We start from the raw sequence: 15,986 nt of genomic DNA, 5'->3' as shown, positions 1-15,986 counted from the left end.
GCGCAGGGAAGAGGCTCCTCGTGCCCGCTGCATACGCCGATGCGCTGCTGCGGATCTGGCGTACCGAGGAACCGCCGGGCCTCCGCCTGGTCGGTCAGGTGGACATCACCAACCAAGTGGCGTTCATGGGGCAGTTGCTGGCGCTGGACGGCGCGCCGACGCATCTGACCGTGGACCTCCGTGAGGTGTCGTTCGTCAGCTTCGCCGCGCTGCACGTACTCGTGACCTTCGCCGTGCTCCTGGACCCCGACCGGCGCCTGGTTGTTCACACAAAGAGTCCCGCACCGGCCCAGATGCTCCGCGTATGCGGCTGGGACCGGCCGGCGGTGCCGATCACGCTCCTGGAGGAGATCGACGATGACTGACCCCCGCGCGCCTGCCCGGCCCGGGTTCCACCGCCCCGCGCACCACCTGCTGCTCTACGGCGGCGATCCGCAGTTCCTGGCCGCCGCGCTGCCGTTCGCCCGCGAGGGCCTGGCCGCCGGCGAGCCGGTGTTCATCGCCACCACGGCGCGCAACGCCCGGCTGCTCCAGCGGCACTTGGGCCGCCAGGCGCGTCAAGTCGACTTCGCCCCGCCCGACTGGCATCGCACCCCGCCGCAGTCGCTGCTGGCGTACCACGACCGGGCGCACACCGCTGTCGGCCCGTCCCGGGTGCTGGGCGAGACTCCGTGGCTGGGACTCACCAGCGCCGAGGCCCGCGAGTGGAGCCGCTTCGAAGCCCTGCTCACCCTCGCCCTGGCGGCCACCGGCGCCTGGCACCTGTGCCCGTACGACACCCGGACGCTGCCGGCGTCCATCCTGAAGACCGCCCACCTCACCCACCCCGGATTGACCAGCGGCGTCACCCACCGGCCCAACCCGGCGCACCTCGACCCCGAGGATTTCAGCGCCGCCTGCGACTCGGTCCCGCTTCCCGAACCCTCGGCCGGGGCCGCGGAGTTCCGCTTCGACGGGCTCGATCAGCTCGCGGCGATGCGCGCCTTCACCCGACGTGAGGCGCGGGCCGCGGGACTGCCGCGGTCGGCCGTCGAGAACCTGCTGATCTGCGTGGACGAGGCGGCCGCCAACGCCCTGCGGCACGGCGGCGGCACCGGCCGCTGCCGGATCTGGACCACACCGACCGACCTGCTCTGCGAGGTCACCGACACCCACGGCACCCTCAACAGCGCCCTCGCGGGCTACCTCCCGCCCGCCACCGCGCCGCTCGACGGCCGCGGACTGTGGATCATCCGGCAGCTCAGCGACGCGGCTGACATGCGCAGCAGCGACGACGGGACCATCATCCGTATCCGCATGCGCCGGATGCCCCCCCCGGAGGGCCCCCGCCTAGGCGAGCAGCCGCTCCCTGAGGAGGTCGCGGGTCTCGGCGGAGAGGCCGAGACCCTCGGTGAGATAGGCCTCGACGGTGCCCCACCGCGAGGTCATGGTGGCGAAGGCCGCTGAAAGATAGGAGGCGCGCGCGTCGAAGAGGGGGCTGAGGAGCTCCATGACCTCCGCCGACATGCCGCCACCGGCGTTCTCGTCGCGCTTGACCTTGTAGCGGCGGTGCTTGGCGTTCGACTCGAGGTAGTCGGCCTTGATGGCGTCCTGCTCGACGCCCACGGCCAGGAGCGTGATCGCGATCGTCAGACCCGCGCGGTCCTTGCCGGCCGCGCAGTGCATCAGAGCCGGGACGCTCTCCTCCGCGAGGGAGTGCAGGACGCGGGAGTGCTCGGCGGTGCGGTCGAGGATCATCGCGCGGTACGAATCCTCCATGCGGCCCGCGGCCTGGCCGTCGCCGAGGATGGCGCGGAGCTGGCCGAGGTCGCCGTTGCGGACCATCGTCCAGAATTCCTTGCCCTCGGCCGGGTCGTTGAGCGGCAGGTTGAGGTTGCGTACGCCGGGGAGCTCGACGTCCGGGCCCTCCAGGCGGATGTCCGCCGCGTTGCGGAAGTCGAAGACCGTGTGCAGCCCGAGCGTGGTGAGGAAGGCGGCGTCCTCGGGGGTGGCGTGGGCGAGGTGGCCGCTGCGGTACAGCCGGCCCGGGGCGACGTTACGGCCGTCCACCGTGGGCAGGCCGCCGACATCACGGAAGTTGCGTATGCCGGTGAGCTCGGGCTCGGTCGTCTGCGTCATCTGCACTCCTCAGCGTCGGGGCCTTTCGACCATACGTCACCGGCCTCTGGCCAGGGCGATCAGCCTCGGGTGATGATGTGCGGACGTGTGTGGGAGTGGGGTTTTCTGCATGATCGAGAGTGGTGGAGACGGGCAGCTCTGGCTGCTCTCCGGGCCGGACAGCAGCTACGCGCTCCGGCTGACCGACGCCGGTGACCTGCTGCATCTGCACTGGGGGCCGCGGATCGGGCTCGCCGACGCCGAGGCGCTCGCCGCCGAGCCGGTCCGGCAGCCGCGCGGCTTCGAGTCGGCGCTCGACGGGCGCGAGGAGTACCCCGTCGAGGGCGGCCCGCGCTTCGCCAGGCCCGCGCTGATCGTCCGGTCCGCCGACGACCCGGCGGTCCGGGGGACCGAGTGGTCCCGCCAGGGCGCCGTCGCCGTCAACGGCGAGCTGCGGATCCTCTTCCACGACGCCGTCCATCACCTCGACATCCACCTCCACTACCGGATCTCCGACGACGCGGACGTCCTGGAGCGCTGGGTCACGCTGTCGCACATGGGCGTGCCCGGCACCTCCGCGGTGGACGTGCTGCGCGCCGACGCCGCGGCCTGGACGCTGCCCGTACGCGACCGGTGGCGGCTGTCGCACCTGCACGGGCGGTGGGGCGCGGAGAGCCGGCTGATACGGACCGACGTCACCCCGGGCGAGAAGCTGCTCGGCAGCCGCCGCGGGCACACCTCGCACACCGCACTGCCGTGGATCGCCCTCGACGACGGCGACGCGGGGGAGGAGCACGGCGAGGTCTACGGGGCCGCGCTGGCCTGGTCCGGGTCCTGGCGGATCGCCGTCGAGCGGCAGCCGGCCGGGGTCGTGCAGGCCTCCGGCGGGGCCGGGCACGACGACTCCGGGCTGGTGCGGCTCGGACCCGGGGACACGTACACCACGCCGGTCTTCGCCGGGCTGTACTGCGCCGCCGGCTTCGGCGCCGCCTCCCGAGCCTGGCACGCCTGGCAGCTGGCGCACGTCATCCCGGACGCCGGCACCCCCCGGCCGGTGCTCTACAACTCGTGGGAGGCCACCACCTTCGACGTCGACATCGACCACCAGCGGGAACTCGCCCGCCGGGCCGCGGAGATGGGCGTCGAGCTGTTCGTGGTCGACGACGGCTGGTTCGGGCGGCGGACCGATGACAGGACCGGGCTCGGCGACTGGACGCCGAATCCCGACCGCTTCCCGGACGGGCTGAAGCCGCTCGCCGACGATGTGCACGCGCTCGGCATGCAGTTCGGGATCTGGGTCGAGCCGGAGATGGTGAATCCGGACAGCGATCTCTATCGCGCCCACCCGGACTGGGTGCAGCAGCGCGACGGGCGGCACCGCACCGAGTTCCGCAACCAACTCGTCCTGGACCTCGGCCGCGAAGACGTACGCGAGCACCTCTGGGAGCGGCTGGACGCGCTGCTGCGCTCGGCGGCCGTCGACTACGTGAAGTGGGACTTCAACCGCTCCTTCAGCGAGGCGCATTACACCGGCCCCGAGCATGTCCACGGGCTCTACGCCCTGCTGGACCGGCTGCGCGCCGCCCACCCGCAGGTCGCCTTCGAGTCCTGCTCGGGCGGCGGCGGCCGGGTCGACCTTGGCATCCTCGCCCGTACGGACCAGGTGTGGACGTCCGACAACACCGACCCGCTCGACCGGCTGCCGATCCAGCACGGCTTCAGCCAGCTGCACCCGGCCCGGGTGATGGCCGCCTGGGTCACCGACAGCCCCAACCACCAGATGCAGAGCCGGGCCGCCTCGCTGCGCTTCCGCTTCGTCAGCGCCATGGCCGGCGTGCTCGGCATCGGCGGCGACCTGGCGCGGTGGAGCGAGGCGGAGCTGGCGGAGGCGGCCGGGTGGGTGGCGGCGTACAAGCGGATCAGGCCGCTGGTGCAAGGCGGTGAGCTGCACCGGCTGCGGCCGCCGCAGGAGGGGCTGAGCGCCGTGCAGTACGTGCGCGGCGACGGCGCCGAGACGGCGGTGCTCGGCTGGCTGCAGGCGCAGCGCTACGCCGAGCCGGTGCCGCCGCTGCGGCTGCGGGGGATCGACCCGGAGGCGGAGTACGAGGACGTCGAGAGCGGGGTCGTGCACCGCGGTGCCGTGCTCGCGCACCGCGGGCTGGTGCTGCCGCTGCGCGGCGATCTGGACGCGGCGGTGGTGCACCTGCGCCGTCGGTGACCGCTGTGGCTGATCTCACCCCCGGATGGGCTTGCCTACGATGGCGTAGGTCGACTCGCGGGGTGAAACATGGACCGACGTGGCAGATGCAGCGATACCCCCGGCGTCCTACCCGAAGTCCTACGTAGCCATCGGCGACAGCTTCACCGAAGGGGTCGGGGATCCGGGTCCGCACGGGCAATTCATCGGCTGGGCCGACCGGTTCGCGGCGCTGCTGGCGCGCGGCTCCGACGGCGCGGGCCTCGCGTACGCCAACCTCGCCATTCGCGGGCGCGTCCTGGACCAGATCGTGGCCGAGCAGGTGCCGCGGGCGATCGAGTTCCGGCCCGATCTGGTGAGCTTCTGCGCCGGCGGCAATGACGTGATCCGGCCCGGCACCGACCCGGACGACATCGCCGAGCGCTTCGAGGCCGCCGTCGCCCGGCTCACCGCCGTCGTGCCGACCGTCATGATCACCACCGGCTTCGACACCCGCGGCGTGCCGGTGCTGCGGCATCTGCGCGGCAAGGTCGCCACGTACACGGCGCACATCCGGGCCATCGCCGACCGCTACGACTGCCCGGTGCTCGACCTGTGGTCGCTCCGATCCGTACAGGACCGGCGGGCCTGGGACGCCGACCGGCTGCACCTGTCGCCGGACGGGCACACCCGGGTCGCGCTGCGGGCGGCGCAGGCGATCGGTCTCGAGGTGCCCTGCGACCCGGACCAGGCGTGGCCGCCGCTGCCGCCGCGCGGCACGTACGAGACGCGCCGCGACGACATCCACTGGGCCCGCGAGCACCTGGTGCCGTGGGTCGGGCGGCGGCTGCGCGGCGAGTCGTCCGGCGACGGGGTCCGGCCGAAGCGGCCGGACCTGACGCCGCTGGAGCAGTCGGATCACTCGCTGGCGGGCCCCGAGGACTGAGTCGTGGCAGCGGCCGCGTTCGGCACCTCGCAGAACTCCTTGAAGCCCTGGCTGGTCAGCCCCAGCGCGGAGTTGATGCGGGAGCGCAGGTTCTCCAGCGCCACCATGGCGGTGAGCTCCACGAACGCGGCCTCGCCGAGCTCGTCGAGCAGCGTCTGCGCTAGCGTGTCGTCGACCTCGGGCGGGGTGGCGGTCATGGCCTCCGCGTACTCCATGACATCGCGCTCCAGCGGGGAGTAGACAGCGCTCTCCCGCCACGTCGGCACGTCGCGGAGCTTCTTCGGGTCCATGCCCTGCTCGTGCGACTCCCAGTAGCCGAAGTCCATGCACCAGCTGCAGCCGATGGCGGCGGACGAGGCCATGACGGCGAGCGCCTTCAGCTCCGGGTCGAGGGCGTCCCATTTGGCGGCGGAGCGCTCCAGCTTTACGTCGGTCATGAGCACCTTGCGGTTGTGGGCCAGGGCCTTGCCCGGGTCCAGCACCTTGCCGTAGGTCCGCTTGGAGTACCACTCCATGGCGCGGAAGAAGAGGGTGCGCGGAGGGGAGAGCGAGATGCGGGCCATGTCGGGCGCCTCCATCCAGGGGGTTCTTTCGTTCTGACACCCCTGCGACGTATGCCGGACGGTGGAATGTGACATGAGCTCATGTGAAGCGGGTCACAACCAGGGCACTCGGAGGGCATGACCATGCGTTTTCACGACCGAAGGGAGGCGGGCCGGGCGCTCGCGGAGCGGCTGCGCGGGCGCTGGGACCGCGAGGACCTGCCGGAGCCCCTGGTGCTGGCGCTGCCGCGCGGCGGCGTGCCGGTGGCGGACGAGATCGCCCGGGCGTTCGGGGCGCCGCTGGACATGCTGGTGGCCCGCAAGATCGGCATGCCGGGGCGCGAGGAATACGCCCTCGGCGCCGTCGCGGGCGGTGGCCCGCCCGTATACGACGCGCGGGCGCTGGCCGCCGCCGGCTACACCGAGGAGGAGCTCGCGCCCGCGGCCGAGCGGGAGGAGCGCGAGGTGCGCCGCCGCGAGGACGCCTACCGCCAGGGCCGCCCGGCCCCCGAGGTGACCGGCCGCTGGGTGCTGCTCGTGGACGACGGGCTGGCCACCGGCTCCACCGCGCGGGCAGCCGTGCGCGCGCTGCGCGCCGAGGCCGACGACGTCGAATGCCTGCACCAGCCGCCCGGCTTCGGCGCCGTCGGCTTCTACTACGACGACTTCGCCCAGCTGACCGACGCGGACGTGATCGCCGTACTGAACGCGGCGGCTACGGGGCCGGGGCCGACGTGATGATCGCGAGCATGGCGCCCGCCGGGTCCGTGAACATCGCGAACCGACCGACGCCCTCGGCGTCCATCGGCGCCATGATCTCGCTCGCCCCCTTTTCGACGGCCTTCGCGAAGGCCGCGTCGCAGTCGCTCACCTCGAAGTACGGATGCCACTCCGAGGCCGAGCCGCGCTGCCGGCTCTCCTCCGGCAGCTCCATGATCCCGGCGTGCCCCGTCTCGTCGGTGGCACCGGCCGCCGAAGCGACCGTGTAGATGCCCATGCCGGGCATCTCCATGTCATTGGTGCGCCAGTCGAGCACCGTGCGGTAGAAGTTCACCGCCGCGGCCCGGTCCGTTGTGTACAGCTCCGCCCACGCGAAGGTGCCCGGCTCGGTGACCGCGTCGAGCCCCCGGATGTCCCGCGGCTGCCACACCGCGAAGTCCGCGCCCGTCGCGTCGGTGAGGTCCGCCTGCCGGCCCGCGGTGAAGACGTCCATCGGCCCGTTGCGTATTCGGCCGCCGGCCTGCTCGACCGCCTTGACGGTGGCGTCCGCGTCGGTGGTGGTGAAATAGACCGTCCAGTACGGCTGGTCGCCCTCCCTCATGCCGGGCATGAACGGGCCCACCGCCGCGACGGTCCTGCCGCCGAGCTGGAAGTACCCGTATCCACCCGCGTCCGGTCCGGCGGAGGCGAACTCCCAGCCGAACACGGCGCGATAGAAGTCTGTGGCGCCGTCGACGTCGGTGGTGGTCAGATCCACCCAGTTCGGCGCGCCCGGCACATAGTCCGTGGTGATCATGTGGGACCCCCTTCGGGATAGCCCTCCCTGACCCTGAACAGCATGGCACCGCCCACTGACAGCGGGCCTCGGACGATCGGCGTGTTGTACGGCGCGGGCGCGGGCCGCGCGATCATGCTGAGAGGATGCTCCGCCGAGCCTTACGCCGCCGCACCGTCGTCCACGCCGGCGTGCTGGCGCTGATCGCGGTGCTGTGCACCGCCGGGATCCTGCTGTATTTCAACGAACGGGACACCCGCCAGGTGGAGCGGGTGCTCGGGGAGCGGGAGTCGGCCGTCCCGATCTGGTTCGACGTGTCCGGGCAGCGGGTGGACCCCACCGCGCGTGAGCTGACGGTGGCCATCGTCCCGGAGCTCACCGACCGCATGAGGTCCGAGGAGAACGACCTCGGCCCCAAGCGGCGGCTGGTGATCACGACATCGGCGGCCGAGCGTCCTGAATTCGTTCTCCCGGCGCACAAGCCCATCGGGACGCAGTGGATGGTCTTCCCCGTGCGTCGCGGCACGGTGACCGACTACCCCTTCGACCGCTACCAGCTCAGGTTCGGCATCATGGCGGAGGACGGGGACCGGCGACTGCCGGTGCGGGTCAAGTTCCGGGAGACCGACCCGTTCTTCCAGGTGCACGTGAAGAACGTCCGGATCGACAACAAGATCCTGATCATGCAAGCCGAGGTCAGCCGCAGCCGCAGCACCCTGATCCTGGCCTGGTTCATGATGATCGCCATGTGGGCGATCGCCCTCGCCGTGCTCGGCGGCGCCTGGGTCGTCGTCGGCAAGAGCGACGGCGTGAACTGGTCGGCCCTGAGCTGGATGGCCACCAGCCTCTTCGCCCTGGTCGCCTTCCGCAACGCCGCCCCCGGCACGCCCCCGATCGGCTCCGTGATCGATTACGCGGCGTTCTTCTGGGCCGAGGGCATCATCGCGGCCTGTGTGGTCTACGTCGTGCTCAGCGGGATCTGGCAGGAGCACGGGCAGCTCGAGCAGGAAGCAGAGACCACCGAGCCGGTCACCGCTTCCGGGCCACCCCCGCCGCCATCAGACGGTCCCACAGCGTGAGCTCACCCGGCGGCAGGCCGTCGGGACGCCACACCGGCAGCGGCACCACCCCGGGCTCGATCAGCTCCAGGCCGCGGAAGTACCCGGTGATCTCCTCGATCGTGCGGAAGCGGCCCGTACCGAGGAAGGTCAGGAACGTCTCCTGCAGCTCCCGCGCCTCGGGACCCACGTCGCAGAAGTGCGAGATCGCCAGGTGGCTGCCGGCCGGCACCGCGTCCATGTAGGCGTCGACGATGCCCTGCGGGTTCTCGTCGTCGTGCAGGTGGTGCAGCAGGCCGATCAGCAGTACCGCGACCGGACGGCCGCGGTCGATGAGCTCGCGCGTCGTCGGGTGCTCCAGCACCGCCGTCGGGTCGCGCAGGTCCGCGGTGATCACGCCGGTACGGCCGTTCTCGGCCAGCAGCGCCTGGCCGTGGGCGAGCACGATCGGGTCGATGTCGACGTATACGACGCGGGTGTCCGGGTTCTGCGCCTGGGCCACCTGGTGGGTGTTCTCCATGGTCGGCAGCCCGGCGCCCAGGTCGAGGAACTGGTCCAGGCCTGCCTCGCCCGCGAGATAGCGCACCGCCCGCCCCAGCAGCCGCCGGTTGAGCCACGCCAGGTCGTCGATCTGCGGCACCGTGGCCCGTAGCTGGTCGGCGAAGGCGCGGTCCGCCGCATAGTTGTCCTTGCCGCCGAGGACGACGTCGTAGGCGCGGGCGATGCTCGGGCGGCTCGGGTCGATCTCCTGGGACACGGCGGGCTCCTCTGCCTCAAGGCCGGCGGCGTGATCGGGTCGCAGCGTATCGAATGCGACTGCAACGCACCTTGCCCAAAGTGCAGTTGGGACGGATAACGTGAACACGCGGTGAGGGGGGTGAGCGAAGTGGAGGGCGGCGGCAGCAGGCTGCCTCGGCTGCAGTTGGATCAGTTGCTGGAGGAACTCCAGGCGCGCATCGACGACATGCGCGGAGCGCGGGACCGTGTGCACACGCTCCTGGAAGCCGTGATGTCGGTCGGCCGCGGCCTGGAGCTGCCGCAGGTGCTGCACCGCATCGTGGAGGCCGCGGTGGTGCTGGTCGACGCCGAGTACGGCGCGCTCGGCGTGGTCGGCGGGCACGAGCGGCTGGCCCAGTTCCTGCCCGTAGGCATGGATCAGGCGCAGATCGAGGCGATCGGCCGGCTGCCGGAGGGGCACGGCATCCTCGGCGAGCTGATCCGGCACCCGGAGCCGCTGCGGCTGGAGGAGATCTCCGAGCATCCGTCCTCGTACGGCTTTCCGGCCAACCACCCGCCGATGCACTCCTTCCTGGGCGTGCCCATCAGGGTGCGCGAGGTGGTGTTCGGCAATCTCTATCTGACCCAGAAGCGCGGCGCCAAGGAGTTCGACGCCGAGGACGAGGCGGTGCTGTCCACCCTCGCCGTGGCGGCGGGCGTGGCCATCGAGAACGCCCGCATGTACGAGCAGTCGCGCTATCGCCAGCAGTGGCTGGAGGCGAACGCGGAGATCGTCTCCGCGCTGCTGTCCGGCGCCGCCGAGCGCAGCGTCCTGGAGCAGATCGTCGACCACGCCAGCCGCATCCTGCACGCCGACCATGCCGTCCTGGCCGTCCCCGACGAGGACAGCGGCGAGCTCGCGGTGGCGATCGTCAAGGACACCCGGGGGGCGGAGCACGAGGCCTTCCCGGTCGCCGAAGTCGTGCGCAGGGAGGGCACGTTCCTCGGCGCGGCCGCCTCCGCCGGCGTCCCGGTCAGCACCCCGGACCTCGCCTCCGACCCGCGCAGCGCGCACGGCCCGCTGGCCAGTACGGGCATGGGCCCGGCCGTCGCCGTGCCGCTGAACTCCTCCGCAGGCGTGCGCGGCGTGCTGGCGCTGGCCCGGCTCGACCGGGTCGCCGTCTTTGCCGAGGACGAGATCGAGCCGCTGCTCACCTTCGCCGGGCAGGCCGCCATCGCCATGGAGCTCGCCGACCGGCGGGGCGACGCCGAGCAGCTCGCCGTGCTCGCCGACCGCGACCGGATCGCCCGGGACCTGCACGACCTGGCGATCCAGCGGCTGTTCGCGACCGGGATGACGCTGCAGAGCCTGGTGCGCTTCGTGGAGCGGCCCGAGGCGAACGAGCGGCTGCTGCGGGCGGCCGAGGACCTGGACGAGACGATCAAGATCATCCGGTCGACGATCTTCGGGCTGCGGGTGCACGAGGCCGGGCCCGGGCTGCAGGGGCTGCGGGTGCGCACCGCGCGGGTGATCGAGGAGGCCGTGACCGCCCTGGGCTTCACCCCCGCGCTGCGCACCGAGGGCCTGGTGGACACCGACGTGCCGCCTGTGGTCGCCGACCACGCGATCGCCGTGCTGCGGGAGGCGCTCACCAACGTGGCCCGGCACAGCCGGGCTTCGGCCGCGGACGTGTCGCTGGTGTCCGACGGCGGCTCGCTGACCGTCACGGTGATCGACGACGGCATCGGCATCGCGGCCGAGGGCGGCCGCCGCAGCGGCCTGCGTAATCTCGCCGAGCGGGCGCGGCAGTTGAGCGGCGACATGGCCATCGGCAAGCCGCCGGGCGGCGGGACCCGGCTGATGTGGTGGGTGCCGCTGCGGGTGACCGACGAGAACTGAGCCGGGCTACGGCCCGTATCCGAGCCGCAGCGCCACCAGCGGGTGCCGGGCCGCCGCCTCCGCGCCCAGCCGCCAGGGGTCGGGGGTCTCCAGTGGGGCCACCCGGAGCGCGTGGGCGGTCGCGGTGAGCAGCACGTGCTGCAGCGCCTGCCCGGCCCGCAGCCAGCCGGCGGGGTCGTCGTGGTCGGTGGCGAGCACGGCGATCAGCGGGGCTCCGGTCGCCGCGAAGGACAGCGCCGCGCCCTCCGCCTGTGCGGCCTCGCGCAGCGCGGTCGTGACCGCCGCGGGCGGGCGGCGGTCGCGGGAGAGCGGGATGACGCTGGAGTGGCGGCGCCAGACGGAGGCGTAGAGGTCGGGGCGGTTGCGGGTGCCGGGCAGCACCGGTCCCGCGAGCCGGACGGTGGCGAGCAGGTCGGGGGACGCCGGCGCGGGCAGCAGCCGCACCACCGGTTCCCAGCCGAGGTGGGCCATGGCCACGCGGAGGTTGAACAGGGCGGCGCCGACGCACAGATGCAGCGACCGGTCGCCGGGCAGCGGCGCCTGCACGGCGCGTACCTGCACCGTGGCGTGCTCCGGGTCGAGCCGGAAGCGCCACGGCTGCCGCGTCGGCCGGACCAGCGGGCCCAGCGTCGCGGGAATGCCGGGCACCCCCGCCGCCCGTGGTGCGCCGGGCGGCGGGGGCGCGGCCATGGCGGCGGAGACGAGCTTCTCCAGAGCGGCCGCGTCGAGTGTGGCTAGCATGGCCGGTCCTCACGGGGGCTGGGGCGCATACGTCGGCTGGGTCCAGGCTGGCCGTCCCCGGCACCCCCGGCGAGGGCCGGATGGTCCCCACCCCGGGCCACCCGGCCCCCGGGCCACAGCCGCCTGCTTATGCTGCGCGAACAACCTTTTGTCCGCTTCTTGAAGGGGCGTTCACGCAACCTTCACGATCACGGTCGAGGCTGCCTGCATGACCACCTTCCGCGTCACCGTGAACCGCCTCCGCGCGACCCTCCACTCCGCGGTCACAGCCCCGCCAGCTGCCCGCCGTCGACCAGCACCGTCGCGCCGGTCTGGAAGCCCAGGTCCGGGGAGGCGAGGGCAAGCGCGGCGGTAGCCATCTCCTCCGGCTTCGCCATCCGCTTGAGGGCGTCTACGCCCTGGGCGGCCATCTGCGCCTTCGCCTTGGCCCAGTCCGCGTCGGACAGCCCGTCGGGCCGGTGCACCTCCAGCATGGGCGTGTCCGTGGTGCCGGGCGCGAGCGAGACCACCCGGATGTTGTGCTTGCCGTTCTCGATCGCGGCCGCCTGCACCAGGCCCGTGACGCTGTTCTTGCTCGCCGTGTACGAGCCGAGCCCGGCCCGGGTCTGGAACTGGTTCGACGACCCGGTCACCAGGATCACGCCGCCACCGCGCCGCCGCAGATGCGGGATCTCGTACTTCATGGCGAGGAAGACGCCGCGGGTGTTGGTGAGCGTGACGTCGTCCCAGTCCTCGACCGGGACCTCGTGCAGATCGGTGAACGGCCGCTGGATACCCGCGTTGTTCAGCGCGATGTCCAGCCCGTCGTAGCGGCGCACCACTCCGTCGACGAAGGCCTCCACCTCCTCGGGGCGGCGCACGTCCGCCTTGAGGTACGTGGCCTCCCCGCCGGCCGCGCGGATCTCCCGCTCCACCTCCCGGCCCAGCCGCTCCCGGCGGCCGCAGAACCCGACCTTCGCCCCCTCGCGGGCGAACGCGAGGGCCGCCGCCCGGCCGATGCCCGAGGTCGCGCCGGTGATCAGGACGGTCTTGCCGGCGTAACGGCCCTTGGCGGCGGGTGCCTTGTCGGCGGCCGCCGCCGTGCCCCCGAAAGCCTGCCCGGCCGCCGCGCCGACCGCCGCCGCGGCCGTACCGCCGAGCATGCTGCGCCGGGACATCCGCCGGGCCTGCCCGCTGGATCCGTTGCTCGCCATTGCTGTGCCTCTCTCGCGGAGTTCGCTTGACAGGGCCCCAGCCTGCGGCGCGGGGCCTCCGCCCGGATCCGCCGAAGGGCGGTCCGCGAGCACCGACGAAGGTCGGGGACGGCGCCCCCGCACCCCGACTTTCGTCGAATGTGTGCCGTACCAAGGCCGCTTACGATGCGGGCATGACTGTGACGCCACGCCAACGCCGGCTGCTCGAGGCCGCCGGGCTCCTCTTCGTGACGTACAAGTCGGTGCGCGAGGCGCTCACCGAGGACGCCGGGCTCATCTCCGGTCCTGCGGGCAGCACCGCCGTGGCGGTGGCGCTGTGTGCCGCGCTGCTGCTCGCCCGGCGGCTGCCGCTGACCGTCGCGGCGGTCGCGCTCGCCGGCTTCCTGCTGGAGAGCCAGGTGTGGCCGGTGCTGGTGGCGCTGTACGCGGTCACCGTGCGGGAGCGGCCCCGGTACGCGATCGGGCTGACCGCGGCCGCGTTCCTGCCCGCCTGGTACGGGCCGTTCCGCGAGCTGGTGAACATGCCGCTGGTCACCTATCTGCCGTGCGCGGTGCTGATCGTGCCGGTGGCGTTCGGCCTCGCCGCCCGCAGCCACCGCGACCTCGCGCAGTCGCTCGCCGTCCAGCTCGACCACGTCGAGGCCGCGAACCGGCTGCGCGACGACCGCGTCCGACTGGCCGAACGGGCCCGTATCGCACGGGAGATGCACGACGTCCTGGCCCACCGCCTCAGCCTGCTGGTCCTGCACACCGGCGTCCTCCAGCGCCGCGCCACGGAGGTGCCCGAGCCGGTACGCGAACGGCTCGGCCAGCTCCGCGACACCAGCGCGCACGCCCTCGACGATCTGCGCGACCTGCTCGGCGCGCTGCGCGACGAGGACGGTCCTGCACCGCTCACCCCGACCGCCGACGACCTGCCCGCGCTGGTCGCCGCCGCGCGCGCCGCGGGCACCCCGGTCGACGCGGAACTCGCCGAACTGGCCCCGCTCCCGGCCGCGGTGCGGCTCGCGGCGCACCGCATCGTGCAGGAGGCGCTCACCAACGCCCGCAAGCACGCGCCGGGCCGGCCGGTCACGCTGGCGGTGGCGGCGGACCGCGCCCGGGTATCGATCCGGGTCGCCAACCCCGCGCCCGCCAAGAGTCCCGACTCTTCGCACCGCGGCTACGGACTCATCGGCATCGCCGAGCGGGTGGCCGCGCTGCACGGCGAACTCAGCCACCGGCGCGCGGACGGCCGCTTCGAGCTGCGCGCCGAACTGCCCGTACCGGCGCATCCGCAGGACGCCGATACGGGCCTGGTGCCGGCCGCGGCGGTGGCCCGTTGATCAAGGTGATGATCGTCGACGACGACGCCTTCGTCCGCGCCGGGCTCACCGATCTGGTGGCCACCGACGACGGCCTGGAGCTGGTCGGCGAGGCGGCCGACGGCCGGGAGGCGGTGGAGCTGGCCCGCCGGCACCGTACGGACGTGGCGCTGGTCGACATCCGGATGCCGGTGATGGACGGGATCGCGGCCACCGGCGCGCTGCGGGCGCTGCCCTCGCCGCCTGCCGTGACGGTGCTGACGACCTTCGACCTCGACGAGTACGTATACGGTGCGCTGGCCGCCGGCGCGGCCGGCTTCCTGCTCAAGTCCACGCCGCCGGACGAGATTCTGCATGCGGTACGGGTGGTCGCCGGCGGCGCGGCGATGCTGTCGCCCGCGGTCACGCGCACGGTGATCAGCCGCTTCCACCGCCCGGACTCGGCCCGTACCCGCGCCGCCAGGGAAGCCGCCGGGCGGCTCACCGCGCGCGAGCGGCAGGTGCTGGAGAGCGTGGCGGACGGGCTGACCAACGCCGAGATCGGGGAGCTGCTGCGGCTGCGCGAGTCGACCGTGAAGGCGCATGTGAGCCGGATCCTCACCGAGCTCGGGGTGTCGAACCGGGTGCAGGCCGCCATCGTCGCGCGGGACTTGCGCACCGGCGGGACGGGGTAGGGCGGGTCACCGCAGGGTTGCCGCGAGGTTACCGCCGCGTACGACACCGGTGATTTCGCCGATGTGCCGGGCGCAGGGGCGCCGCGATAGTTGCCGCTGTCAGCGACCGAGGCGGAGTTCCGCGGCCCCCCTGCGCGGCTCCGCTCCCAGTGAGAGGAACCCTCGTCGTGCAGCAGACATCCCCCACCCGGCGGGCGCGCCGGCGCCCGAAGCGACTGATCCGCACCGGTATCGCGGTGCTCCTGGCCACCGGCGCCCTGGTGACGAGCCAGGCGATCGGCGCCGAGTCCGCGGAGAATCCGTACGAACGCGGCCCCGATCCGACCACCTCCAGCATCGAGGCGTCGCGCGGCCACTACGCCGTCTCCCAGTCGTCCGTGTCGCGGATCAGCGTGAGCGGCTTCGGCGGCGGCACCATCTACTACCCGACCTCCACGGCCGACGGCACCTTCGGCGCGATAGCCATCTCGCCCGGCTTCACCGCCACCCAGTCCACCATCGCCTGGCTCGGCCCGCGGCTGGCCTCGCAGGGCTTCGTGGTCTTCACGATCGACACCAACACCACCTCCGACCAGCCCGCCAGCCGCGGCCGGCAGCTGCTGTCCGCGCTGGACTACCTGACCCAGCGCAGCACCGTGCGCAGCCGCATCGACAGCTCGCGGCTCGGCGTGATGGGCCACTCGATGGGCGGCGGCGGCTCGCTGGAGGCCGCCAAGTCCCGTACGAACCTGCAGGCGGCGATCCCGCTCACCGGGTGGAACACCGACAAGAGCTGGCCGGAGATCAAGACCCCGACGCTGATCGTGGGCGCGGACGGCGACTCGATCGCCCCGGTGTCGTCACACTCGGAGCCGTTCTACACCAGCCTGTCGAGCAGCCTCGACCGGGCGTATCTGGAGCTGAACAACGCGTCGCACTTCACGCCGAACAGCTCCAACACCACGATCGCGAAGTACTCCATCTCGTGGCTGAAGCGCTTCATCGACAACGACACCCGCTACGAGCAGTTCCTGTGCCCGCTGCCGCAGCGGAGCACGACCATCGAGGAGTACCGGGGCAACTGCCCGCATGAGGGCTGAGTTCCGCTTCCCCATGGGGCCAGGCCCGCGCACCGGTGCGCGGGCCTGGCGCGGCGTGGGCCGC

The 15,986-nt window shown here is 72.7% G+C and carries 16 protein-coding genes; 10 read left to right on the top strand and 6 right to left on the bottom strand.

Annotated features, from left to right (window positions below; all coding sequences use genetic code 11):
• Positions 1-20 precede the first annotated feature (20 nt).
• Positions 21-365, top strand: a complete 345-nt coding sequence (locus tag G5C51_RS00525) for an STAS domain-containing protein (protein WP_165229595.1) — start codon at positions 21-23, stop codon at positions 363-365.
• Positions 358-1,446, top strand: coding sequence for a sensor histidine kinase (locus tag G5C51_RS00520; RefSeq protein WP_165229592.1), 1,089 nt, complete (start codon positions 358-360; stop codon positions 1,444-1,446). Before G5C51_RS00525 ends, G5C51_RS00520 begins: the two co-directional genes overlap by 8 nt.
• Here G5C51_RS00520 and G5C51_RS00515 read toward each other — a convergent pair.
• A complete protein-coding gene (locus G5C51_RS00515; protein WP_165229589.1) occupies positions 1,330-2,118 on the bottom strand; it encodes a tyrosine-protein phosphatase in 789 nt (262 codons plus the stop codon). The two genes, G5C51_RS00520 and G5C51_RS00515, sit on opposite strands and share 117 nt — an antisense overlap.
• Positions 2,119-2,227: 109 nt before the next feature.
• Here G5C51_RS00515 and G5C51_RS00510 point away from each other — a divergent pair, with 109 nt between their 5' ends.
• Entirely contained in the window at positions 2,228-4,315 is a 2,088-nt protein-coding gene (locus tag G5C51_RS00510; protein ID WP_165229586.1) for an alpha-galactosidase, read from the top strand.
• Positions 4,316-4,394: 79 nt separating this feature from the next.
• Positions 4,395-5,219, top strand: coding sequence for a GDSL-type esterase/lipase family protein (locus G5C51_RS00505; RefSeq protein WP_165229583.1), 825 nt, complete (start codon positions 4,395-4,397; stop codon positions 5,217-5,219).
• Here G5C51_RS00505 and G5C51_RS00500 read toward each other — a convergent pair.
• The gene (locus G5C51_RS00500; RefSeq protein ID WP_165229581.1) at positions 5,192-5,782 is read right to left on the bottom strand and encodes a carboxymuconolactone decarboxylase family protein; all 591 of its coding nucleotides are present in this window, start codon (positions 5,780-5,782) and stop codon (positions 5,192-5,194) included. The genes G5C51_RS00505 and G5C51_RS00500 overlap by 28 nt on opposite strands.
• Positions 5,783-5,905: 123 nt before the next feature.
• Here G5C51_RS00500 and G5C51_RS00495 point away from each other — a divergent pair, with 123 nt between their 5' ends.
• Positions 5,906-6,499 (top strand): phosphoribosyltransferase, encoded by a 594-nt coding sequence (locus G5C51_RS00495; RefSeq protein WP_165229765.1) that lies wholly within the window; start codon positions 5,906-5,908, stop codon positions 6,497-6,499.
• On the opposite strand, the gene G5C51_RS00490 is transcribed toward G5C51_RS00495, so the two are convergent.
• Positions 6,477-7,277 carry a VOC family protein gene (locus G5C51_RS00490; RefSeq protein WP_165229577.1) on the bottom strand — a complete coding sequence of 267 codons (801 nt, stop codon included), beginning with the start codon at positions 7,275-7,277 and terminating at the stop codon, positions 6,477-6,479. The two genes, G5C51_RS00495 and G5C51_RS00490, sit on opposite strands and share 23 nt — an antisense overlap.
• Positions 7,278-7,402: 125 nt before the next feature.
• On the opposite strand from G5C51_RS00490, the gene G5C51_RS00485 reads away from it, so the two are divergent.
• Entirely contained in the window at positions 7,403-8,335 is a 933-nt protein-coding gene (locus G5C51_RS00485) for a DUF4436 family protein (protein ID WP_165229574.1), read from the top strand.
• Here the strand turns inward: G5C51_RS00485 and G5C51_RS00480 are convergent.
• Positions 8,286-9,071, bottom strand: a complete 786-nt coding sequence (locus G5C51_RS00480) for an SAM-dependent methyltransferase (protein WP_165229571.1) — start codon at positions 9,069-9,071, stop codon at positions 8,286-8,288. The two genes, G5C51_RS00485 and G5C51_RS00480, sit on opposite strands and share 50 nt — an antisense overlap.
• Before the next feature lie 207 nt (positions 9,072-9,278).
• Between G5C51_RS00480 and G5C51_RS00475 the strand changes: the two genes are divergently transcribed.
• Positions 9,279-10,931 (top strand): GAF domain-containing sensor histidine kinase, encoded by a 1,653-nt coding sequence (locus G5C51_RS00475; RefSeq protein ID WP_165229762.1) that lies wholly within the window; start codon positions 9,279-9,281, stop codon positions 10,929-10,931.
• 6 nt (positions 10,932-10,937) lie between these two features.
• On the opposite strand, the gene G5C51_RS00470 is transcribed toward G5C51_RS00475, so the two are convergent.
• On the bottom strand, positions 10,938-11,672 hold the full coding sequence (locus G5C51_RS00470; protein ID WP_165229568.1) for a hypothetical protein: 735 nt from the start codon (positions 11,670-11,672) through the stop codon (positions 10,938-10,940).
• Positions 11,673-11,935: 263 nt separating this feature from the next.
• Positions 11,936-12,865 (bottom strand): SDR family NAD(P)-dependent oxidoreductase, encoded by a 930-nt coding sequence (locus G5C51_RS00465; RefSeq protein ID WP_206313269.1) that lies wholly within the window; start codon positions 12,863-12,865, stop codon positions 11,936-11,938.
• 173 nt (positions 12,866-13,038) lie between these two features.
• On the opposite strand from G5C51_RS00465, the gene G5C51_RS00460 reads away from it, so the two are divergent.
• The 3 genes from G5C51_RS00460 to bdeA all read left to right on the top strand — a co-directional run bounded on the left by G5C51_RS00460 (position 13,039) and on the right by bdeA (position 15,922).
• On the top strand, positions 13,039-14,190 hold the full coding sequence (locus tag G5C51_RS00460; RefSeq protein ID WP_165229565.1) for a sensor histidine kinase: 1,152 nt from the start codon (positions 13,039-13,041) through the stop codon (positions 14,188-14,190).
• The gene (locus G5C51_RS00455) at positions 14,187-14,843 is read left to right on the top strand and encodes a response regulator transcription factor (RefSeq protein ID WP_165229561.1); all 657 of its coding nucleotides are present in this window, start codon (positions 14,187-14,189) and stop codon (positions 14,841-14,843) included. The genes G5C51_RS00460 and G5C51_RS00455 overlap by 4 nt, the downstream gene beginning before the upstream one ends.
• 167 nt (positions 14,844-15,010) lie before the next feature.
• Positions 15,011-15,922 (top strand): bis(hydroxyethyl) terephthalate hydrolase, encoded by a 912-nt coding sequence (bdeA, locus tag G5C51_RS00450; protein ID WP_476715128.1) that lies wholly within the window; start codon positions 15,011-15,013, stop codon positions 15,920-15,922.
• Positions 15,923-15,986: the final 64 nt, after the last annotated feature.

It is taken from the genome of Streptomyces coryli (assembly GCF_011044975.1).
Lineage (GTDB): Bacteria > Actinomycetota > Actinomycetes > Streptomycetales > Streptomycetaceae > Streptomyces > Streptomyces coryli.
The sequence above is the reverse complement of the archived record's forward strand: the minus strand, read 5'-3'. Positions and strand labels throughout refer to the sequence as shown.